At 46.1% G+C, this 19,891-nt stretch carries 21 protein-coding genes; 11 read left to right on the top strand and 10 right to left on the bottom strand.

What is annotated here, in order from left to right:
• Positions 1 to 17 precede the first annotated feature (17 nt).
• The 7 genes from VGB26_00575 to pheA all read right to left on the bottom strand — a co-directional run bounded on the left by VGB26_00575 (position 18) and on the right by pheA (position 7,736).
• The gene (locus tag VGB26_00575) at positions 18 to 1,781 is read right to left on the bottom strand and encodes a 30S ribosomal protein S1 (GenBank protein HEX9756275.1); all 1,764 of its coding nucleotides are present in this window, start codon (positions 1,779 to 1,781) and stop codon (positions 18 to 20) included.
• A 131-nt stretch (positions 1,782 to 1,912) separates the two neighbouring features.
• Positions 1,913 to 2,566, bottom strand: coding sequence for a lysophospholipid acyltransferase family protein (locus VGB26_00570; protein HEX9756274.1), 654 nt, complete (start codon positions 2,564 to 2,566; stop codon positions 1,913 to 1,915).
• A gap of 64 nt (positions 2,567 to 2,630) precedes the next feature.
• Positions 2,631 to 3,362, bottom strand: a complete 732-nt coding sequence (cmk, locus tag VGB26_00565; GenBank protein ID HEX9756273.1) for a (d)CMP kinase — start codon at positions 3,360 to 3,362, stop codon at positions 2,631 to 2,633.
• Positions 3,363 to 3,376: 14 nt separating this feature from the next.
• Positions 3,377 to 4,669, bottom strand: coding sequence for a 3-phosphoshikimate 1-carboxyvinyltransferase (gene aroA / locus VGB26_00560; GenBank protein HEX9756272.1), 1,293 nt, complete (start codon positions 4,667 to 4,669; stop codon positions 3,377 to 3,379).
• 1 nt (position 4,670) lies between these two features.
• The gene (locus tag VGB26_00555; GenBank protein ID HEX9756271.1) at positions 4,671 to 5,534 is read right to left on the bottom strand and encodes a prephenate dehydrogenase/arogenate dehydrogenase family protein; all 864 of its coding nucleotides are present in this window, start codon (positions 5,532 to 5,534) and stop codon (positions 4,671 to 4,673) included.
• 37 nt (positions 5,535 to 5,571) lie between these two features.
• On the bottom strand, positions 5,572 to 6,660 hold the full coding sequence (gene hisC, locus VGB26_00550; GenBank protein HEX9756270.1) for a histidinol-phosphate transaminase: 1,089 nt from the start codon (positions 6,658 to 6,660) through the stop codon (positions 5,572 to 5,574).
• On the bottom strand, positions 6,657 to 7,736 hold the full coding sequence (gene pheA, locus VGB26_00545) for a prephenate dehydratase (GenBank protein HEX9756269.1): 1,080 nt from the start codon (positions 7,734 to 7,736) through the stop codon (positions 6,657 to 6,659). Before pheA ends, hisC begins: the two co-directional genes overlap by 4 nt.
• Before the next feature lie 477 nt (positions 7,737 to 8,213).
• On the opposite strand from pheA, the gene VGB26_00540 reads away from it, so the two are divergent.
• Positions 8,214 to 8,396 carry a hypothetical protein gene (locus VGB26_00540; GenBank protein HEX9756268.1) on the top strand — a complete coding sequence of 61 codons (183 nt, stop codon included), beginning with the start codon at positions 8,214 to 8,216 and terminating at the stop codon, positions 8,394 to 8,396.
• 59 nt (positions 8,397 to 8,455) lie between these two features.
• Here VGB26_00540 and VGB26_00535 read toward each other — a convergent pair whose 3' ends face one another.
• Positions 8,456 to 9,802, bottom strand: a complete 1,347-nt coding sequence (locus tag VGB26_00535) for a replication-associated recombination protein A (GenBank protein ID HEX9756267.1) — start codon at positions 9,800 to 9,802, stop codon at positions 8,456 to 8,458.
• A gap of 631 nt (positions 9,803 to 10,433) precedes the next feature.
• On the opposite strand from VGB26_00535, the gene VGB26_00530 reads away from it, so the two are divergent.
• The 8 genes from VGB26_00530 to VGB26_00495 all read left to right on the top strand — a co-directional run bounded on the left by VGB26_00530 (position 10,434) and on the right by VGB26_00495 (position 17,059).
• Positions 10,434 to 11,153 carry a response regulator transcription factor gene (locus VGB26_00530; GenBank protein HEX9756266.1) on the top strand — a complete coding sequence of 240 codons (720 nt, stop codon included), beginning with the start codon at positions 10,434 to 10,436 and terminating at the stop codon, positions 11,151 to 11,153.
• 2 nt (positions 11,154 to 11,155) lie between these two features.
• Positions 11,156 to 12,658, top strand: a complete 1,503-nt coding sequence (locus tag VGB26_00525; GenBank protein ID HEX9756265.1) for an ATP-binding protein — start codon at positions 11,156 to 11,158, stop codon at positions 12,656 to 12,658.
• A gap of 129 nt (positions 12,659 to 12,787) precedes the next feature.
• The gene (locus tag VGB26_00520; protein HEX9756264.1) at positions 12,788 to 13,477 is read left to right on the top strand and encodes a spondin domain-containing protein; all 690 of its coding nucleotides are present in this window, start codon (positions 12,788 to 12,790) and stop codon (positions 13,475 to 13,477) included.
• 79 nt (positions 13,478 to 13,556) lie between these two features.
• Entirely contained in the window at positions 13,557 to 14,045 is a 489-nt protein-coding gene (locus VGB26_00515) for a DM13 domain-containing protein (protein HEX9756263.1), read from the top strand.
• A 15-nt stretch (positions 14,046 to 14,060) separates the two neighbouring features.
• Positions 14,061 to 14,666 carry a hypothetical protein gene (locus VGB26_00510; GenBank protein HEX9756262.1) on the top strand — a complete coding sequence of 202 codons (606 nt, stop codon included), beginning with the start codon at positions 14,061 to 14,063 and terminating at the stop codon, positions 14,664 to 14,666.
• A gap of 13 nt (positions 14,667 to 14,679) precedes the next feature.
• Entirely contained in the window at positions 14,680 to 15,219 is a 540-nt protein-coding gene (locus VGB26_00505; GenBank protein HEX9756261.1) for a redoxin domain-containing protein, read from the top strand.
• A 31-nt stretch (positions 15,220 to 15,250) separates the two neighbouring features.
• Complete coding sequence (msrP, locus tag VGB26_00500) at positions 15,251 to 16,240, top strand: protein-methionine-sulfoxide reductase catalytic subunit MsrP (GenBank protein ID HEX9756260.1); 990 nt, start codon at positions 15,251 to 15,253, stop codon at positions 16,238 to 16,240.
• Between the two features lie 93 nt (positions 16,241 to 16,333).
• On the top strand, positions 16,334 to 17,059 hold the full coding sequence (locus tag VGB26_00495; GenBank protein HEX9756259.1) for a rhomboid family intramembrane serine protease: 726 nt from the start codon (positions 16,334 to 16,336) through the stop codon (positions 17,057 to 17,059).
• Here the strand turns inward: VGB26_00495 and VGB26_00490 are convergent.
• Positions 17,048 to 18,310 carry a ChaN family lipoprotein gene (locus VGB26_00490; GenBank protein HEX9756258.1) on the bottom strand — a complete coding sequence of 421 codons (1,263 nt, stop codon included), beginning with the start codon at positions 18,308 to 18,310 and terminating at the stop codon, positions 17,048 to 17,050. The two genes, VGB26_00495 and VGB26_00490, sit on opposite strands and share 12 nt — an antisense overlap.
• Before the next feature lie 184 nt (positions 18,311 to 18,494).
• Here VGB26_00490 and VGB26_00485 point away from each other — a divergent pair, with 184 nt between their 5' ends.
• Both VGB26_00485 and VGB26_00480 read left to right on the top strand, forming a co-directional pair.
• On the top strand, positions 18,495 to 18,800 hold the full coding sequence (locus VGB26_00485) for a hypothetical protein (GenBank protein ID HEX9756257.1): 306 nt from the start codon (positions 18,495 to 18,497) through the stop codon (positions 18,798 to 18,800).
• 61 nt (positions 18,801 to 18,861) lie between these two features.
• Positions 18,862 to 19,233, top strand: a complete 372-nt coding sequence (locus tag VGB26_00480; GenBank protein HEX9756256.1) for a peptide chain release factor-like protein — start codon at positions 18,862 to 18,864, stop codon at positions 19,231 to 19,233.
• A 118-nt stretch (positions 19,234 to 19,351) separates the two neighbouring features.
• Here the strand turns inward: VGB26_00480 and VGB26_00475 are convergent, their stop codons facing one another.
• Positions 19,352 to 19,816, bottom strand: a complete 465-nt coding sequence (locus VGB26_00475; GenBank protein HEX9756255.1) for a hypothetical protein — start codon at positions 19,814 to 19,816, stop codon at positions 19,352 to 19,354.
• Positions 19,817 to 19,891: the final 75 nt, after the last annotated feature.

Raw genomic sequence — 19,891 nt, 5'->3', positions numbered from 1 at the left:
TCTGACTCCTATTTTTTTCAACATTCCTTCTTATTTTTTTTGGAACTGCTCCGTTGGGCAATGGTTCCAAAGGTCTGGTCAGCCTGTTCCTGATTGCTGATATATTGATCCATTTCAGACCGATCCCCCTCTTTTTTGGGTTCCCGGATACTCAACCCGATTTTCCGCTCTACCGGGTCAATCTTTATTACCCTGGCTTCCAAGGTACTGTCTAGCTGAACACAATCCTCCAACCGTTTTTGGGGTTCTAAATCGGCCTCGCTAATGTGGATCAAGCCTTCCACTCCCTCTTCTAATTCCACAAAAACCCCAAATTCGGTAATTTTTACCACTTTACCAGACACACTACTTCCCACCGGGTATTTCTCTGGAATTTCGGATTCCCACGGATCACCTGAAAGTTGCTTGTAACCTAGTGAGAGCCGTTCTTTTTCCCGGTCTACTCTTAATACCACGGCTTGAATATCCTGACCTTTTTTAAAAACCTCGGAAGGGTGTTTGATATGTTTGGTCCAGGACAAATCCGAAATATGGATCAAACCATCAATTCCTTCTTCAAGACCCACAAATGCCCCAAATTCCGTCAGGTTTTTAATTTTCCCATCAATGGTGGAACCCACAGGATAGCGCTCTCCTACCAAATCCCACGGATTCGGAGCCATCTGTTTCATACCAAGTGAGATTTTCCGGTGCTCTTTGTCCACATTTAAAATGGCCACATCCACTTTATCTCCCACGGATACCATTTTAGACGGATGCCGGACCTCATGTCCCCAGGACATTTCGGAGATATGGATCAGCCCCTCTACCCCTTCTTCCAATTCGACAAAGGCCCCATAATCAGCCAAGCTGACAACCTTTCCCAGCGCTTTGGATCCTATGGGATATTTGGTATCAAGATTTTTCCAAGGATCGGGTGTTTTTTGTTTCACACCCAATGAAACACGGCCGGTTTCCTTGTCATATTTTAAAATGATAACCTGGACTTTATCTCCCACCGCAAAGAGGGCGGAGGGATGACTGATTCTGCCCCAGGACATATCCGTTACATGAAGCAACCCATCAATGCCACCCAAATCGATAAAAGCGCCGTATTCGGTAATATTTTTAATGACACCTTCAACCAATTGCCCCTCTTCCAAAGAAGCCAAGGTTTTTTGCCGCTTTCGGTCTCGGGACTCCTCCAACAAAACCCGTCGGGAGAGAACAATATTTCCCCGCTTATGGTTCATCTTAATAATTTTCATTTGAAAGCTCTTCCCAACCAGGGAATCTAAATCGCGAACGGGCCGGAGGTCAACCTGAGATCCCGGTAAAAAGGCTTTTACACCGATATCCACAATCATCCCGCCTTTGATTCGGGACAGGATTTTTCCGTCAACCACCTCTTCTTTATTGTAAGAGGCTTCAAGATCTTTCCAAATTTTCATTTTTTCGGCTTTTTCTTTGGAAAGAACCAGGTTCCCCTCGGTATCCTCTCTTTCTTGGAGGTATACCACAACTTTTTGTCCTATACTCAGGCTCTCAACACTTTCCTCAGTAAACTCCTCCAAAGGAATAATGCCTTCCGATTTATAACCGATATCAACCATGACGCCATCGGGTTCAATCGCAATAATCGTACCCTCGATGATGGTTCCTTCCACTAAATTTTTAAACGTTTCCTCATAAAGGGTTTCCATTTCCTCAGGACTATACTCATTGAAGGCATCCGCGGGTTTGCTTATCACACCTCCCTCCTGATTGGTTAATGAATCTTCTTGTTTTTCTGTTTGTGCCATATGTGAAAAGGCCTCCTTCTTTTTTAAATTTTTGCCCAAACCCAAAGGGATTTTTCTCCTCACCTTAAGGCTTGAACCCCACCATTCTACTACAAGATTTCCAAATCTACCAGTAAATTTCGCAAAAGTTTTTATAAATCCCCAACGGTACCCAAAACCGCTTTTTCCGCCTTTCTTTGATCCCCGGAGAGACTTGCTATTTCCTTCATAATGTGATCCGCCATTGCTTGATAGTCTAGTTTGGTTCCCTTGGGTTTTCGCCAATGAGAAAGATCCACCGGGGCCCCGTAGGTGATGGTCACAGGGGCAAGATGAAAAAACTTTCTACCCTTGGGGAGAACGTGATAAGTACCCTCTATATAAGCGGGAACCACCTGGACCCCCGTCATTGCCGCAATCATACCCACCCCGGCCTTGGCCTTTTGAAGCATCCCATTTGCCGTTCTGCTCCCCTCCAAATAAAACACCAGGAGATGCCCTTCCTCCAACTGCTTTTTAATTTCCACAACAGCGCCCCGGTCAATCCCTCTCCTTCGAATTGGAATTCCTCCCAGATAGCGCAAAAAGCGCCCTAAAATCGGGATTCGGAATAGTTCATTCTTTCCCACAAAATAGGCCCTCCGGGGAAGGGTGCAGCCCAAAAGTGGAATATCCAAATGACTGGCATGATTGGCGGCGATAATTAGAGGGCCTTCCAGAGGAACATGATCCAATCCATTCACTCGAAGATGAAAAAAAATCTTTGCCAAAAAAGAGATCAAAACATGTGCAATTCCATAGAGCATCGTTGGCTTTTTTTTAAAAAAAATTTGGGTTCAGGTTCTTATGAGAGTTAAACCATTCGCCCTTTCATTGGGAAACAGACCTGTTTCGGACTTTTGATTTTCGGCCCACCTCTTCCATCATCAGGTCCAAAACCTGATCGATGGTCATTTGGGTAGAATCGATTCGAACCGCATCTTTTGCACATTTGAGAGGGGAATATTTTCTCTCCCGGTCTAAACGATCCCGCTCCTCAACCTGATTCAAGGTATCGGCAAAATCAACCGGAACCCCCTTTTCTTGAAATTCCAAATAACGCCTTTTTCCCCTAACACTGGGCATTGCATCCAAAAAAAATTTAACATCAGCCTTGGGAAAAACCACCGTGCCAATATCCCTTCCTTCCATCACCAACCCTCCCTTTTCTCCCATTTTCCTCTGAAAGTCCAGAAGCCTTTGCCTTACCGTCGTAAGAGATGAAATTTTTGAGGTCATCATTCCAACCTCTGGGGTTCGAATCTCATCGGTGATATCCTTTTGGTCCAAAAACACACGAATCCCCCGTTCATCTTCTTCCAGTTCCAGGTTCGTTTCCAAACACGCTTTTTGGAGGGCGGATGAATCGTCAATATTAATATTGAGCTGTAAAAATTTCCAGGCCAGCCCCCGATACATGGCCCCTGTATCGATATAGAGGTATCCCATCCGTTTAGCCAGCAATTTTCCTGTCGTACTTTTTCCCGAAGCGGAGGGACCATCGATAGCAATAATAAATCTTTTTTCCAAACGCTTTTCTCCTTTTCCCAATGGTTCTCTCATAATAAACCTTTCCATTAATGAATCATCAATCCCTTCAACAAGGGGGTAAACTTCGGAAAAGAGGTGTCAATACATCCTGTTCCTCCAACCACAATCTCACCCTCAGCAACAAGCCCTGCAATTAAAAAAGACATCGCCACGCGGTGGTCTCCATAACTCTCTACCCACCCCCCTTTGATAGACCTTTTTCCCAAAACCCTTAGCCCATCCGGGAATTCTTCGATTTCGATACCGATCCTTCTTAACCCCTCTGCCATGGCTGAAATGCGATCGCTCTCTTTTACCCGAAGCTCACCCGCCCCTTGAATTAATGTCTCACCCTCTGCACAGGCGGCAGCAATACACAAAACGGGAATTTCGTCTATGATACGAGGAATCCATTCTTTGGGAAGAGTAAATCCTTTCAGAGAAGCGCTTCTTACCCTAATGTTGGCAATCAGTTCCCCGCTGATTTCCTTTTGGTCCTCCAATGTAATATCGGCTCCCATTCCCATTAGGGCATCTAAAATTCCAGTACGGGTGGGGTTAATTCCCACATTTTGTATAAAAATATCAGAATTTGGAACAATGCTTCCCCCAACCAGGAAAAATGCGGCAGAAGACAGATCTCCCGGAACCACAACATGTTGTCCTTCAAGCCTCTGTTCCCCCCAAATTCGAATTGTGGTTCCTTCGGTATCAATCCGGCCCCCAAAACCCCTTAATAATCTTTCCGTATGGTCTCGGGTGGGCTGAGTTTCAATGATTGAGGTTGTCCCTTCCGCAGAGAAACCCGCAAAGAGGATTGCGGATTTAACCTGAGCGCTTGGAACGGGAAGGGAATATTCAATGCCGTGAAGCGCACGGCCCTGAACTGCCAAAGGCGCTAAACGCCCTCCCTGCCGCCCGGTAATGTCCGCTCCCATTTTCCGTAGAGGGTCCACCACCCTTTCCATGGGCCTTCTTCGAAGAGAGTTATCTCCCGTTAAAACGGAAAAAAAGGTGTTTCCAGAAACCATCCCCAGCAGCAACCGAATTCCAGTTCCCGAGTTTCCAAGATCCAAAACCACTTCCGGCTCACGTAATCCAACCGGTCCGGCCCCTTGAATCACAAAAGACGTTTCGTCCACACGATCCACCCGAACCCCCATAGCTTCCAACGCCCAAAGTGTTCTCAAGCAGTCATCAGCGGGAAGAAATCCCTCAATCATGGTTTTCCCGTGAGCCAAAGCCCCAAACATGGCCACCCGGTGAGAGATCGACTTATCCCCCTGAACTTGAAGACTCCCCTGCAAACCCTTACAGGCCTTCATACTGACGCGAGCAATCTCAGGCAATTTTCCCCCTCATTTCCTTTGCGCGATGAAAGGTCTGGCAGAGAGCCTCCCTATTGCCATTGATGATTTTTTCTTTTAATTCGCTGAGCTTTTCTTGATAGAGGTTGAGCATATCAACCAAGGCATCCCGATTTTGAAGACAGATATCCGCCCACATTTCCTCTGAACTTGCCGCAATACGAGAAAAATCGCGGAACCCCCCTCCCGAATAGAAAATGGGATCGTGCCCCCCCACATCGGCATCCAAAACGGCATTCACCAGAGCATAGGCAACCATATGGGGAAGATGACTCACCAAAGCCAGCAGTTTGTCATGAAGGAAAGGGTCAACGATTGAGACCTTTGATCCAACCCCTTCCCATAGACTCTGAACCCGTTTTAACGATTCCGGCGGGGTCTGTGGCGTCGGCGTTAAAATGCACAAGGCTCCCTCAAACAAGGTGGCTTGAGAAGCTTCCACTCCTGATTTTTCTTTTCCTGCAATGGGATGCCCACCCACGAAAACGGCTTTTCCTTTTAGGATCTCCTCCAGTTTAATAACTAAATTTCCCTTCACACTTCCCACATCGGTGACGGTAACACCTTCCAAGGTGTGCTGGGAAAGGGCAAGGGCCCATTCCTCAAATTTTCCAACAGGCATGGCTAAAACCACCAAATCGGTCCCTTGCAACCCCTCTTTTAAATCCTTTGCCACTGCATCGATCACACCCAATTCCAAGGCCCGTTGAAGTGAACGCTGACTCCGGCCCAAACCAACGATTTCTCTCACCACTCCTTTGGCCCGTGCTGAAAGGGCAAGGGAACCCCCAATGAGACCTACGCCAATAATTAATGCTTTTTTAAAAATCGGCTTCATCTAAACCCAGCCATTCATCATTTTGTTAAAGGAGCCCTTATTGCTCACACCCTACGACCTCCCGGAAAGCGTTTTCGAACCGTTTGTTTTCTTCAGGAACCCCAATGGTCACTCTTAGAAACCCTTCCCCCAAATTTCGGACAATAACCCCTTTTTTTAAAAGCTTTTCATAAACCCCGGTTTCCCCTTCTTTAATTCGAATTAAAATAAAATTGGCCTGGGTTGGAAGGTAAAAAACCCCCATGGAATCAAACACCTGGTAAAGATAATGGCGGCCCAATTGGTTAAGACGCAGGCTTTCTCGAACATGGGTTTCATCCGAAAGAGCAGCCAGCCCTCCCCGCTGCGCTAAAAGACTGGTATTAAACGGCTGCCGGACGCGCTTCATGTAAGACACCAACTCTTCTGATCCCATGCCATACCCCAGGCGAAGTCCCGCCAATCCATAAACTTTTGAAAAGGTCCGTAGGACCACCAGATTACGTCCGGCCCTCAGATAGCCGATCCCTTTGGCACATTGACGGTGAGTCACAAAATCCCCGTAGGCTTCATCCATTACCACAATGACTCGGTCCGGGATCCGTTCAAAAAACCGGTCCATTTCCTCTTTGGTCACAAAGGTTCCAGTGGGATTGTTAGGGTTACAGATAAAAATAATTTTTGTTCGTCTTGAAATCCGAGCGGCCATTCCGGTTAAATCATGGCGAAACAGTTTCAAAGGGACAATGACCGGTTTCCCATTCGAAGCCAAAACCATCCTTTGGTAAACCGAAAAGGTCCAATCCGCAAAGATCGTCTCATCCCCCGGAACCAAAAGCGTCCGGGTCAACATTTCAATAATTTCATTGGACCCATTTCCCAATAAAATTTGTTCGGGGTTGAGGCGCCATTTCTTAGCCAGAGCTAATACCAACGGTTCTCCGTTGCTTTCCGGATAACGATGGATCTCCTTTAAACTCTCTTTGATTGCGCGAAGTGCCCTTTTGGACGGCCCCCTTGGATTCTCATTGGAGGCCAGTTTGATGGACCCCCGAATCCCCAACTCCCGCTCCACCTCTTCAATGGGTTTTCCGGGGGTATAGACGGGAATGGATTGGATCTCCCGGGTCACTGAAATTTTTTTCATGGGCCTGTAACCTGCCCTTTGGGATAGGACCCTAGCACTTTGAGAAATAGACATTCTTTTTCTAATTCCTTCAAGGCGTTTTTCACGGTTTGATCCTCTTGATGCCCCTCTAAATCCACATAAAAAATATATTCCCAAGGTTTTTTCTTTGAGGGTCTGGATTCAATTTTGCTCAGGTTAATATGGTGTTGGGAAAAAGGTTGAAGCATGTGATATAAGGCTCCCACACGGTCTTTCACCGAGAAGAGAATGGACGTCTTATCATCCTCCGTCTTCCCAAGATCCGTCATGGAAATAACCAAAAACCTGGTGACATTATTGGCTTGGTCCTCAATGTGGGGTTCAACCACACGAAGGCCGTAAAGAGGCGCCGCTAGTTCACTGGCAATGGCAGCGGCTTTTGGATCCTTCTGTGATAAGGCCGCAGCTTTTCCTGTGCTGGCCACTTCCACCACTTCTACCCCTTTCAGGTTCGCCTCAAGCCATGAACCGCACTGAGCAATCGCTTGGGGATGGGAATAGAGCTTTTTAATTTTTTGTCGCTTTCCGGTCTTTGAAAGCAAAAAATGAGAAATGTTTTGAATAATCTCCCCCGTGATTTTTGCCGGTGAATCCACAAAGAGATCTAATGTATGGCTAACCACCCCTTCCGTGGAGTTCTCAATAGGCACCACCCCGTAATCAGCCCGGCCACGCTCCACCTCTTCAAAAACTTCTCGGAGGCTCCCCATAGGAACCAGTTGGGCCGCACTCCCAAACTGTTTTAAACAGGCTTGATGGGAAAAGGTTGCCTCCGGCCCCAGATAGGACACCCGAACCGGGGCTTCAAGGGCCAGGGAGGAGGAAATAATTTCTCGGAAAATAGCCCGCAGGGCTTCTTTAGGAAAAGGACCGGGGTTAAGCCGGCTTAAACGGGAGAAAATCTCTTTTTCGCGAAGAGGAGCATGAAAGCAAACCTTTCCCTCCCTTTTCACTTTCGCAATATTCAGAACGACCCGAGCTCTTTTGTTGAGAAGCTTCAGAATCTGTTCGTCGATTTTATCAATTTCCTGCCGGTATTGATCCAGGCCTTTCATGATTCTCCAACCGCTTTCAAAACGATCTATCATAGTCTAGTTTTTTAAACATTGCAAGACCCCAAGTCTTTGTAACTCCTAATTTTTTTGCCTTAACCCCCAGGCAATCGCAATTCTGTGATCGCTCTTCTCTATTTTTTTATTGAATACCCAAAAAGATCTCCCTAGCTTCAATTGAAAGGTTCTGATCTAAGAACCGCTCTTTTCCACAGGTATCATTTACCCCTCCCATGTGTTAGAATGCCTCTGGTTTTAATTTCTACCCAGGAGGGCATTAACGTGGAAGATCCGGAAGATTTTGAACTTCCCCCCTTAAATATTCCAAAAAAAGAAGGTTCCCCTTGCCCCTTTTGTGGAGAGCCTACGCTTTTTTTTGATGGCGACTATGTCTGCTTGGACTGTGGGGATTCTCCCTACGGACCCGTCACCGGTTAAACCTCAGACGGCGGGTCATTAAGGAAAATAAAGGGATTTTTCATGAAAATCAAATGCCCGATTTGCCAAGAAGAAATAGAAAGCGGCCTAGAGAAAAGCCTTTTAGAAGGGGTCATGAATGAAATTAAACGCCAACACCCGGAATGGGTGGAAGCCAATGGGGCATGTAACAAATGTGTTTCCTTTTATCTTCAGCAAATCGAAGGTCATGGGGGTCACGCATAAACGTGTGTGGTGATGACCGGCAAAAACCCTTCAATCATCCATCACTCCTTCAAAACCCTTTAAATCGTTTCCCCCGCTGAACTTTCTGAATGTTTGTTTTCCAATCCCCGATTTTCCAATCTTTTTTTGATCTCACCTTCCACCCCGGAATCCCCGGGAATGTAATACTTCTCCCCAACCAATTCTTGCGGAAGGTAATCCTGAGAAACCCACTGATCCGGAAAATCATGGGGGTATTGATATTCTTTTCCGTAGCCCATGCCTTTCATCAGGCGGGTTGAGGGATTTCGAAGATGAAGGGGAACGGAAAGGCTCCCTTTTTCCTTCACCCGATTAACTGCCTTTTGATACGCCAAATAGCTTGCATTACTTTTGGGAGCAGAGGATAAATAGGTTACTACCTGGCTTAAAGGGATCCACCCCTCGGGAAGACCTACCGCTTGAAAGGCATGAAGACCTGCAACCGCCAATGGAAGGGCTTGGGGATCAGCATTGCCCACATCTTCAGATGCAAAGATGATCATCCGTCTGGCAATAAAGAGAGGATCTTCCCCGGATTCCAACATTCGAGCTAACCAATAAATCGCTGCATCGGGATCGCTTCCGCGCATGCTCTTAATAAAGGCTGAAATCACATGATAATGTTCTTCCCGATCCTTATCGAACAAAAGGGGACGTTCTTGGGCCGCTTCCTTTATCCCATTTTTCGCAAGTACCCGTTTTCCCTCTTTTTCAGGAGTTATTAAAACCGCGGTTTCAAGAAGGTTTAATGCCCGCCGGGCATCTCCTTGAGCCCATTCCGCCATCTCCCCTAAAAGGTCTTGGGAACAGACCACTTTCATTCCCCCCAACCCCCGCTCAGAATCCTCAAGAGCACGCTTAAGAATTCTGGAGATACCCTGGGTCAGCAAGGGGCGAAGAACCAAAACCTTACAGCGGGAAAGAAGAGGGGCGTTCACTTCAAAACTTGGATTTTCGGTGGTTGCCCCCAAAAGCGTCAAAGTCCCATCTTCCACATGGGGAAGGAAAGCATCCTGCTGGCTCTTGTTGAATCGATGAATTTCATCCACAAAAAGAAGCGTGGCTTGCCCAACCGTTCGCGCACGGTGTTTAGCCTCCACCACCATCTCACGAAGGTTCTTCACGCCGGCCAGAACGGCAGAGAAAAATACAAAATGAGACCGGCAGGATTTAGCAATGATTTGCGCAAGGGTTGTTTTCCCTGAACCGGGAGGACCCCAAAAAATCATCGATGGAGGTCGTTTCCAAGTCGCAATCTTGGAAAGAATCCCCCCCTCCCTAACCAAATGTTCCTGTCCGACAAATTCTTCTAGACTCCGGGGGCGCATTCGATCCGCAAGGGGGGCCAAAAGATCCTCTTTCTTTTCCTTATCAAAAAGATCCATAATCGCTCTTCTCCCGGCCGAAGTATAACATACCTCCTCTTCCTTTTCCCATCTTCTCAGATAAATGGAGATCTGGAAAAATTGTCTGCCAGGAACCCTTCCCGAAGGTCTGCCCCCTCACTAATGACAAGGATTTGGTGAATGTGATATAAAACATTTGCACAATAGACTTAACTACCAAGGGAGGAGTTTAATGCGCTGCCCAAAATGTGATTGGATTTCGGTTTCTTATACACTGGAAACAAAACGTTGGAACTGCAAACGTTGTCACTATCACTGGTCCTTATCAAACCCTCCTTCTTCCAAACCTTCACCCAAAAGAAAACCAAAAAACCCTTCAACATCCAAAAAAAAAGCCGTCAAAAAAACCTCTTCAAAAAAACAAACAAAGGCTAAAAAAGGAACCCCGCAAAGGAAAAAAAGCAAAACGAAAAAACGTTAAAACCGTTTTACCCCAGGGAATTCCTTTATGTTTTTATAAAGGATTTAGCGAAATTGCCACCTCTTTTTTAATTAAAATACCTCTCCCGTTAAAGGGGAAGTGCCTTTATCCATCCCCGTGATGGTTTTGTGATAATCTCATGGTATCTTTTTCTTCATAGAATAAAACCTATGAATCTTAATGAATGTCATGGCACGGAAAATCCTTCTCATTGAAGACGACCGGGATATTGCTAATCTGGTAGAACTTCACCTCAAAGATTTGGGGTTTGAGGTAAAAGTGGCCTTAGATGGTGAGGTGGGACTTCATGAGGGCCTTACCCTTGAATATGACCTGGTGATTCTCGACCTCATGCTTCCAAAAATGGAGGGATTGGAAGTTTGCCGCCATCTCAGGGCCTCACAAACCTATATTCCCCTCCTCATGTTAACGGCCAGAACCTCAGAACTGGACCGGGTCCTAGGTTTGGAAGTGGGAGCGGATGATTATCTGACCAAACCCTTTAGCATCCGGGAACTTCTGGCCCGTGTGAAAGCCTTGTTAAGAAGGATGGACGCAACCCGCACCCAGGCTTCTTTCAACCCTTCCAAAAAAATCCGATTCGGAGAACTTTTCATCGATATCGAAAAAAGGAAAGTGACCCTCCAGGGACAAGGGATGGATTTGACCGCCAAAGAATTTGATTTACTTCGCCAATTTGCAGAACATCCCGGAAGGGTATATACCCGCACACAGCTATTGGATCTGGTTTGGGGGTATGGGCACGATGGATACGAACACACCGTCAATTCCCATATCAATCGCCTGCGTGCAAAAATTGAAAAGGACCCGGCCAAACCTCGCTTTATCCTGACGGTTTGGGGAATTGGCTACAAATTTTGTGAAGATGAAGGTCTCTCCGGAACCTAACCATGCTTAAAACCCTCTATGGAAAATTAGCCGTCTCTTTTTTCGCATTGCTGCTTCTCCTGGGAACCCTTTATATCGGGCTGACCTTTTGGACCACGCGGTTGTTTCTGATGGAGGTCAATCAAAAGCTGAACCGGTCACTGGCCAATCACATGGTAACGGAAAAAATCCTCATATCGGATGGAAAAGCCAATAATGAAGCTTTAAAAGAAATCTTTCATATGCTGATGGTAATTAATCCCACCATTGAAGTTTACCTCTTGGATCCTCAAGGAACCCTACTGGCTTTTTCCGCACCCCCCGGAAAAGTAAAACGGAAACAGATTTCCCTTCAACCCATACACCAATTTTTAAATCAAGAAACCAACTTCCCCCTGCTGGGGGATGATCCGCGGGGGAAATCTCGGCAAAAAGTATTCTCCGTCGCCCCGATCTTCAAAGACAATGAGCTTCAAGGTTATTTATATGTCATTCTAGGGGGAGAAGCCTTTGATTCTACTGCTCAAATGCTTCAAGGAAGTTATATTTTAAAATTAAGCACATGGGCCCTCATGGGAGGGATTTTTTTCATTCTCGTAGCCGGGCTGTTGATTTTTAATCTCCTCACCCGAAGGCTCACCCGCCTAACCCATGGGTTGGAGGAATTTCAGCGGGGAAATTTTTTAAAACCCCTGGAATTTCCAGCACCCCTTAACACAAAATCGGGGGATGAAATTGACCGGCTGGGGTCCGCCTTTCATGAAATGGCACAGCGAATCCAAATCCAAATGAACAAACTCAAAGAGATCGATTCCCTTCGCCGACAGTTGGTGGCCAATGTTTCCCATGATCTTCGAACTCCCTTGGCAGCCCTTCAGGGCTATCTTGAGACCCTGCATCTCAAGGAAGGAAAACTCTCACCGGAAGAACAACGTGAATATTTAGAAATCGCCACACGCCATTGTGAACGTTTAGGAAAACTCATCTCCGAGCTGTTTGAATTGGCACGCCTGGATTCCCATGAAACCCAACCACATCTTGAACCTTTTTCCATTTGTGAGCTTGTTCAGGATGTGGTTCAAAAGTTTAAACTGGCTTCAGAGAAAAAAGGGGTTCATATTCAAACCAACCTCGACCAAGAGCTTCCTTTTGTTTACGCCGATATAGGGCTCATTGAACGGGTCCTTGGGAATTTAATTGAAAACGCCCTTCGTTTTACCCCAGAGGCAGGAACCATTTCAATCCAACTTTCGAAAACCGATAAAAGGTTCAACGTAAAAGCCAACGGGGAGATTACCATTGAGGTGTCCGATACGGGCTGCGGGATCCCCCCCGAAGAAATCCCTTATATCTTCCACCGCTTTTACCGTGCAACCCAAGGTAATGCAAGCGGAGGGGAAGGATCCGGCCTAGGTTTGGCCATTACCAAACGGATCATGGAGCTCCACGGAACCTCCATGGCGGTCAAAAGCCAAATCAATCAGGGGACGACTTTTAGCTTTCATCTCCCTGTTTCGAAAATTTAACCCTTTATTTTCCCTCTCATTTTTTCGTGATAAAAATTTGAACTTTTCGTGAAACCTCTGTGAACTTAAACAATTACACTTCTCCTTAGGTTTAAATCAAAAGTCATTTTCAAGAAAAGGAGAAAATTCATGAAGAGATTTCTTTTAACTTGCGCTCTTTCCGGGTTTCTTTTAGGATTAGGAGCCTTGTCTTCCACTCCAGTCATTGCAGAGGGAGAGGACTCAGAGGAACATGGAACACGGTTTGAGGTAACCATCACCAATTTGACCCGGGGACAGGTCCTCACCCCACCGGTTTTGTTTAGCCACACCCGGAATTTTGAACTGTTTGAAGTAGGATCGGCAGCAATACCTGAGTTGGCCACCCTAGCGGAGGATGGGATCACCGCAGACCTGGTTTCATTGCTGGGCACCTTGCCTTCTGTTTACGACTACGGGGTTTCCCCAGGCCCACTACCGCCAGGTCATTCCGTAACCATGGAGATCATGGCTCCGGGCAGGTTTAACCAGATCAGCACCATCGGAATGCTGGCCATCACCAACGATGCCTTTTTTGCAATAAATGGAGTTTACCGGCCCAAAGGCAAAAGAGCACTCACCCTCTATGCGCCAGCATACGACGCAGGCAGCGAAGGCAACACAGAGGATTGCAACCACATCCCTGGTCCTCCTTGCGGAAATGGCGAGGTTCGTGTAACGGAAGGCGCTGAAGGATATGTGCACATACACGCGGGCATCCATGGTATTGGCGATCTAGATACCAGCCAGCAGGATTGGAGAAACCCGGTTGCGAAAATATCAATTCAACGCCTCCAATAAAACGCTTACTAATATTCGGAGGCCATTTTGGTAGCCTCCGGATAATTTATTTAAATCTGTTTAATTAGAGAGGATAAAAATGAAAAAGGAAATAAAATTTATTAGCGCCGCCACCTTTTTCTACCTTCTTGTTTTCGGTACATTTGCAGTGGGAGAAGAAATGGGAAAACACTCCAATGAGATGATGACGGACCAGGAAAAAGGAATGGGGAAACATTCAAAAGATATGATGATGATGGATGCCAGGACTGGAATGCTGGAGGGAGCCGAAGGTCACAAGGCAGCAGGAAAAGTCAGCATCGTTCATATAGAAAAAGGAAAAACTTTACTAAGATTGTCCAGCGCAACCATTGATAAAGTTCCCGATGGCCGTGTCTATCTGGCTAAAGACGGAGATTACCAAAAAGGCGTCGAGCTAGGAAAATTAAAAAAGTTTTCCGGAGATCTGGAATTTAAAATCCCCCACAATGTGGATACAGAAGATTACAATAGCGTGGTGGTCTGGTGCAAAAAATTCAATGTGGAAATCGGCCGCGCTTCATTAGAATCAGAGATGATGAAAAAATAAAAAAGGGGAATTTTGATGGAAAACCCCTTCTACCAACTTTGGAAAACGTCTTCCCTGGTTATATTAACTTTCCTGATCGCCTATCTACCCGCCGTGGCAGAAGCCGGCAATGTCCGGCTTCGCGCCAGGGAGCATTTTGAGTGGCTCTCCATAAAATACGGTGCGGTCAATGATACCGAAAGGTACTTTGGGCTGACCAATACCATCAATTTATGGTATGAAGAACCCTTTCAATACGCCTTGGGATTGGCCTTTGGGCCGGTAATCGGATCGGCAAAATCACGGGATTCAGCCCCAACCGGCACGGATTCCAAGGTCCGTCTCTGGAACATCGGGTTTGAAGGAAAATATTTCTTTTTCCCGGACAAACATGGCCTTTTTGGGCGAATCGGACTCACTGCCAATATTTTAGACACACGGGGGTCTTTGGGAAATCTGCTGGGAGGAGGATATTATTTGGGGGTGGGGTGGGAAGCGCGTATTTGGAAATTAGGGGTGGCACCTGAATTGGCCTTTCGGCATGTCATACTAGAGCAAAGCAGCCAACTATTTGCTTTTACCCCCTCCATTGGCCTTCATTTTTATGTCCTTCCAAAAAATTCCCAGGAGAGTAAGGATTGAAGATAAGGTTTTTATGAATAAAAAGTTTCAAAAAAATTTAGGGTTAATGGTTGGAGTTTTTCCAACAATACTCATGATAGGCCTTCTCTCTTTTCCCCCATTAACGTCTGCCCTTGTAAGGGAAAAAACACCGGATTTTTCCAGTCCCTTTTGGATTAATTCCGAACCTAAATCATTGACGAAACTTCGGGGAAAGGTAGTCATGGTGGAATTTTGGACCTTCGGCTGTTACAACTGCCGGAATGTTGAGCCTCAAATTAAAAAATGGAATCAAACCTATTCGGATCAAGGTCTTGTCATCATTGGCGTTCACACGCCGGAATTTGCATACGAAAAAAATATTGAGTCGGTCCGTGAATATGTGAAAAAAAACAATATCCGATACTCTGTGGCCATTGACAATACCTTTTCCATTTGGAATCATTATAATAATCGTTATTGGCCCACGATTTATCTAATCGATAAAAAAGGGCAGATTCGTTACTCGCGGATCGGGGAAGGGGGTTATTCAAAAACGGAAGCCATGATCCAACGGCTCTTGTCTGAACCCTAAAAGAAAACAATGACGGTTGGAGACCAAAGATATGTTGATTAAAATTCCCAGAAACTGGGAAATACCGGAAGGTGAGGCAACATCTGAAACTGTTTATTTAAACCGACGGAGATTCCTAACCTCAGCGGGAATCGCGGGGGCCTACTCCATTGCCCTTTTATCGGGGTGCACCAAGCTAGGAGAAAACGGACCGGAGGTTAAACCCCTTTCGGAATGGCCTCTCAGTAAGGCGGAAGCAAAGGTCTACCCCGCCACCCGAAACCCGGAATTTAAATTGGATCGTCCCTTGACCGATGAATCCGTGGCTGCTCGTTTTAATAATTTTTATGAATTTTCCGTTGATAAGGACGATGTTTACAAAAAAGTAGAAGGTCTCTCCACCCGTCCTTGGACGGTTGAAGTCACCGGTTTGGTGGATAAACCGAAAACCTTCGACCCTGACGACCTATTGCGGTTAATGCCCATGGAAGAACGGCTTTATCGGCTTCGATGCGTGGAGGCCTGGGCCATGGCCGTTCCCTGGAGCGGTTTTCCCCTCAAAGCGTTGATCGATCATGTTCAACCCTCATCGAAGGCAAAATATGTCCGGTTTGTCAGCTTCATGTTAACGCAAGGAGGGAATTTTTTTGCTTTTCGGGCCCCGTGGCCTTATACCGAAGGACTGACCATGGAAGAGGCTATGAATCCCCTCACCATGATGGTGACCGGAATCTATGGTCACCCGTTACCGAAACAGCACGGCGCCCCACTACGTTTAATCGTTCCCTGGAAATATGGATATAAGAGCATCAAATCCATTGTGAAAATCGAGTTTGTCGAAAAGCAACCCGCCACTTTTTGGAATATCTTAAGTCCTCGGGAATATGATTTTTGGGCTAATGTGAATCCTAATGTCGATCATCCCCGGTGGTCCCAGGCCACCGAGCGGATGATCGGAACCAAAAAGCGCCTTCCTACCCTGATGCTTAACGGTTACGATCCATATGTCGCCCATCTTTACCCCAAGGATCAAAAGGGGTAAATGGGTTTCATTTTTTCCCGCACAAAATTCTTTTTGACATTCTAGTGGAAGATTCGTTATCTTCTGAAACGCAATTAAGAAATTTTTATAAAGATGATTCCTTTTAAAGACGATAACCCCACCGAAATCACACCTTATATTACCGTTTCTTTTATCGCCCTGTGTGGTTTGGTGTTTTTCCTTCAATTATCCCTCCCCCCCCGAGCAGGACAACTGTTTGTGTATCAATACGGTGCCATTCCCGCGGTTTTGTTTGGAATAGAATCCCTTCCTAGAGAAATCGCCGCTCTTCCCGCTTCTTTCAGTTTATTGACTAGCATGTTTCTACATGGAGGATGGATGCATTTTTTGGGAAACATGCTTTATTTATGGATTTTTGGAAATAACATAGAAGACGCTATGGGTCATGTTCGTTTTATTATTTTTTATATTCTGTGTGGCATTGTTGCCGCATACACCCATGCACTGACGGATCCCGCTTCTACCATCCCCATGATCGGGGCCAGTGGAGCGATTTCAGGGGTCCTGGGGGCCTATTTGTTACTTTATCCCAGAGCATCGGTCATGGTCCTCGTTCCTCTCGGATTTTTTATGTATACCATGTATTGGCCCGCGGGTTTTGTCCTCGGACTCTGGTTTTTAATGCAGCTACTAAGCGGAGGAGCGAGTCTGGGAGGCGGAGGGGGTGGGGTGGCCTGGTTTGCACATGTAGGGGGGTTTGTGGCGGGAATTATCCTGATCGGTTTTTTCAAACGTCCCTCAGTCCGTTTCTTTAATCCGCCCCATCATCATTCCTCACGTTTCAGATCACGGCGCTGAAAAGGTGGCCTCCATTTCCAGCTTCTTTCCGTCCCGTATAATTTCTATGTAAACCTTATCGCCGGGTTGTTGAAGACCCACCTCATAGGATAAATCAAACGGTTCTTCCATCCTCTTTCCATCGAAGGATTCGACAATATCTCCGGGCTGAAACCCAGCCTTTGAAGCAACCGATTCGGGAAGAACATCAATTATTCGAACTCCCTCTTCGGCTTTTTCAATCTGGACCCCTAAAAAAACCCGCTTCTCTTTTATTTCTTCATACCCCACCGACCAAACATAATCTGCGATGTAAAGAGGAAGTAGAGGCTCGGAGCTCTCCATTAAAAGATCCGGCCTTCCCTTCGGAACCTCCCGAATAGGGGTATAGGGAAGAACAATGGAATAGGGTTCGGGAAAACGGCGAAAAACCCGGCGGGGAACCCCGTATCCCCGAGCCACATGAAATCCTCCAGCCAACACCACCATTTTTTTATTTTTTCCTTCCGGACTCTTTAAAAACCTCACCACACTTTCGGCCATGGTTTCGTCCCATAGAAGCATGGTGTTTAAAAACTTTTCGAACCCCTTTTCTCCCCCATGGGAATGCCCACTAAAAGCAGCCTCCAGCGCTTTTCGATGGAAGGGATCGGTTGGATCCAGGTCCGGAAGGTCCCCTTTTATTTTATCCGAGACCTTTCCAAAACCTTTTTTTGAAACCTCAATCGCAACTTCATCGGAAACATTCAGGGCAATCAGAGGGATTTTCTTTTTTTGGATCCATTCAAAAATGTTTTGATAATAGGGATATCCCTGGGACCAATTGGCACGAAACAGTTTCTCAAACCCTTTTGGGTCTAATTTTCCTTCCCCCCACTGATCCAAAGCAGACTGGGCGGGCCGTTGAAACATCTCCATTCCAACGGCAATTTGACCGGGAAACTTTTTTTCCAACCCCTCCAGAACCTTCAATTGGACACGGTGATGCTGCATATTGGAGTGGACTTCTCCCACATAAATAATTCGGGAACCCACCAGGTTATTAAAAAGCCGATCCTCACTCACCTCCACCCCGGTGGGAACATGCAAAATCGCCCCCTCTTCAAGGGCATCCAGGTCTCGATAGGGAGAGGCCTGCCCCAAATGGTCGTAGTCCTCCTGCTCATAAGTGGGGGGTTCCTCTGGAAGGGTTGCCTTGTGAGATTTCATTCCCTGCATTGCGGAACACCCCATGGATACAAACAATACCAAAATGGCCATAACTTTTTTCATTCCCATTTTCCTGCTCCACTCAAACTAAAATTAGATTGTTTACCCTTTGGGACCACCAAAAAGAAATTAATACAGTAAGAATATCAAATACGTTCTTTACCTTCAACCCAACCATAAATCCCTTTTGACATCCTTGGGTTGAAGGCGTACCCTTTTAAAAAGCGTTTCAACCCCGATCGGTTTCATGAGTTTTTCGTTCGCATTTAAACTTTCTCTGCTATTCCTAATGGGCCTCGGTGCTGAGGTCATTCTCAGCTATTTTATCTTTTCCAGTTATGCTTTTTATATGACCGGTGAGGGAAACAATTACGCTTCCCCGCAAGTCTACTCAGGCCCTGCGGGAACCCTTGCAAGGGTTTTTTATTTTTTATTGGGGTTAACTGTCACTTGTGTAATATTGCCCCCGGTGATTGCAGCAGGCACTTGGCTATACCGGGCCCAATTCAAACCCAAAGGAGAAAAAGCACCATCCTCTCCTACAAAACCATAAAAAAAATCCTCCGCCTCTTGCAAAACCCATAGGCCGATAAGAACCCAGGGGATAAGTTTCCATGTTTCAATTTCCTGTATCTTCTGAAAAGGAGAAAGAATTAATCCATCGGCTGAAACGCCTTGGTCTACACCGAAGAGATTTTGAGGAGCAGTTTACCCCATCTTCAGGCCCGGGAGGACAGAGGGCCAATAAAGCCTCTACCGGGGCCCGTGTAACCTACCGACCCTCGGGTCAAACGGTGAAATCTGAAAAGACACGATCCCAAGGACTTAACCGGTATTTCGCCTGGCGTGCCCTCCTGGATAAAATCGAAGAAACCCTACTGAAAACCCCAAGCAGAGCCGATCAAAAAAGAAACCAAATTCGCCGGCAAAAAAAAAGGCGGGAAAGACGCTCCCGCCAAAAAATTTCTAAAGAACCCTCTGTGTAATTTTCCATTCCCTCCATAAGGAAGTCTTTGCCAAATCCAATTAAAAAAGGCATCTGCAAAACCACGCTCTACAGATGCCCTTTTTTTTTAACCCAGCAAAAAAGACAAAAGGCCCGAACTACTCCTCTTCATCTTCTTCAATTTCTTTAATCCAATTGGCGTGGCCTTTCGAGGTGACGTCCGCGGCAATATGGGTTCCCACTTCCAAATTTCCTTCTTTTTTGGTAGAAGCGGAGTCTACATGGATTTTCTTATCTTCTCCATCTTCTGTTTTGACAGTCACCATATCCCCATCAATCTTTGTAATTTCACCCGATAGGTTTCCTTTCCCTTCTCCCGCCAGGGCTATTCCACCCAAAACGAGAAAAAACGCCAAACTCATTACTACGATTTTGTTCAACATAAAATCACCCCCTTTGTTTTCTTTGATTAAGAATGAGCAAAGGCTCTTCGCTAAGGCGGGAGCCACACCTAATTTAAAGTGCCCATCAGCATAGCCACCCCGTTTGGTCCTGTCAAGAGCAAAGCTACGAGGATTGGACGCAAGGTCTTGGCTTTTATTCAAAAAAACGATCTTTGACAAAAGGACCCCATCCATGTTAATTTTTCCATCGAATCGGAAAACTTAAAGAAAGCAAATAAATAGGAAGAATTTATT

The sequence above is a fragment of the Nitrospiria bacterium genome (assembly GCA_036397255.1).
Lineage (GTDB): Bacteria > Nitrospirota > Nitrospiria > DASWJH01 > DASWJH01 > DASWJH01.
This window is presented reverse-complemented; position numbering and strand designations above follow the sequence as displayed.

What these genes read in the sequence shown, in the direction of transcription:
- msrP (HEX9756260.1), top strand. Translation starts at nt 15,251, where the DNA reads ATGTTGATTAAAATTCCCAGAAACTGGGAAATACCGGAAGGTGAGGCA.
- VGB26_00485 (HEX9756257.1), top strand. Translation starts at nt 18,495, where the DNA reads ATGAGTTTTTCGTTCGCATTTAAACTTTCTCTGCTATTCCTAATGGGC.
- VGB26_00525 (HEX9756265.1), top strand. Translation starts at nt 11,156, where the DNA reads ATGCTTAAAACCCTCTATGGAAAATTAGCCGTCTCTTTTTTCGCATTG.
- VGB26_00515 (HEX9756263.1), top strand. Translation starts at nt 13,557, where the DNA reads ATGAAAAAGGAAATAAAATTTATTAGCGCCGCCACCTTTTTCTACCTT.
- VGB26_00495 (HEX9756259.1), top strand. Translation starts at nt 16,334, where the DNA reads ATGATTCCTTTTAAAGACGATAACCCCACCGAAATCACACCTTATATT.
- VGB26_00540 (HEX9756268.1), top strand. Translation starts at nt 8,214, where the DNA reads ATGAAAATCAAATGCCCGATTTGCCAAGAAGAAATAGAAAGCGGCCTA.
- VGB26_00555 (HEX9756271.1), bottom strand. Translation starts at nt 5,534, where the DNA reads ATGAAGCCGATTTTTAAAAAAGCATTAATTATTGGCGTAGGTCTCATT.
- VGB26_00570 (HEX9756274.1), bottom strand. Translation starts at nt 2,566, where the DNA reads ATGCTCTATGGAATTGCACATGTTTTGATCTCTTTTTTGGCAAAGATT.
- cmk (HEX9756273.1), bottom strand. Translation starts at nt 3,362, where the DNA reads ATGAGAGAACCATTGGGAAAAGGAGAAAAGCGTTTGGAAAAAAGATTT.
- VGB26_00535 (HEX9756267.1), bottom strand. Translation starts at nt 9,802, where the DNA reads ATGGATCTTTTTGATAAGGAAAAGAAAGAGGATCTTTTGGCCCCCCTT.
- pheA (HEX9756269.1), bottom strand. Translation starts at nt 7,736, where the DNA reads ATGAAAGGCCTGGATCAATACCGGCAGGAAATTGATAAAATCGACGAA.
- VGB26_00520 (HEX9756264.1), top strand. Translation starts at nt 12,788, where the DNA reads ATGAAGAGATTTCTTTTAACTTGCGCTCTTTCCGGGTTTCTTTTAGGA.
- VGB26_00480 (HEX9756256.1), top strand. Translation starts at nt 18,862, where the DNA reads ATGTTTCAATTTCCTGTATCTTCTGAAAAGGAGAAAGAATTAATCCAT.
- VGB26_00490 (HEX9756258.1), bottom strand. Translation starts at nt 18,310, where the DNA reads ATGAAAAAAGTTATGGCCATTTTGGTATTGTTTGTATCCATGGGGTGT.
- VGB26_00530 (HEX9756266.1), top strand. Translation starts at nt 10,434, where the DNA reads ATGGCACGGAAAATCCTTCTCATTGAAGACGACCGGGATATTGCTAAT.
- hisC (HEX9756270.1), bottom strand. Translation starts at nt 6,660, where the DNA reads ATGAAAAAAATTTCAGTGACCCGGGAGATCCAATCCATTCCCGTCTAT.
- VGB26_00575 (HEX9756275.1), bottom strand. Translation starts at nt 1,781, where the DNA reads ATGGCACAAACAGAAAAACAAGAAGATTCATTAACCAATCAGGAGGGA.
- VGB26_00510 (HEX9756262.1), top strand. Translation starts at nt 14,061, where the DNA reads ATGGAAAACCCCTTCTACCAACTTTGGAAAACGTCTTCCCTGGTTATA.
- VGB26_00505 (HEX9756261.1), top strand. Translation starts at nt 14,680, where the DNA reads ATGAATAAAAAGTTTCAAAAAAATTTAGGGTTAATGGTTGGAGTTTTT.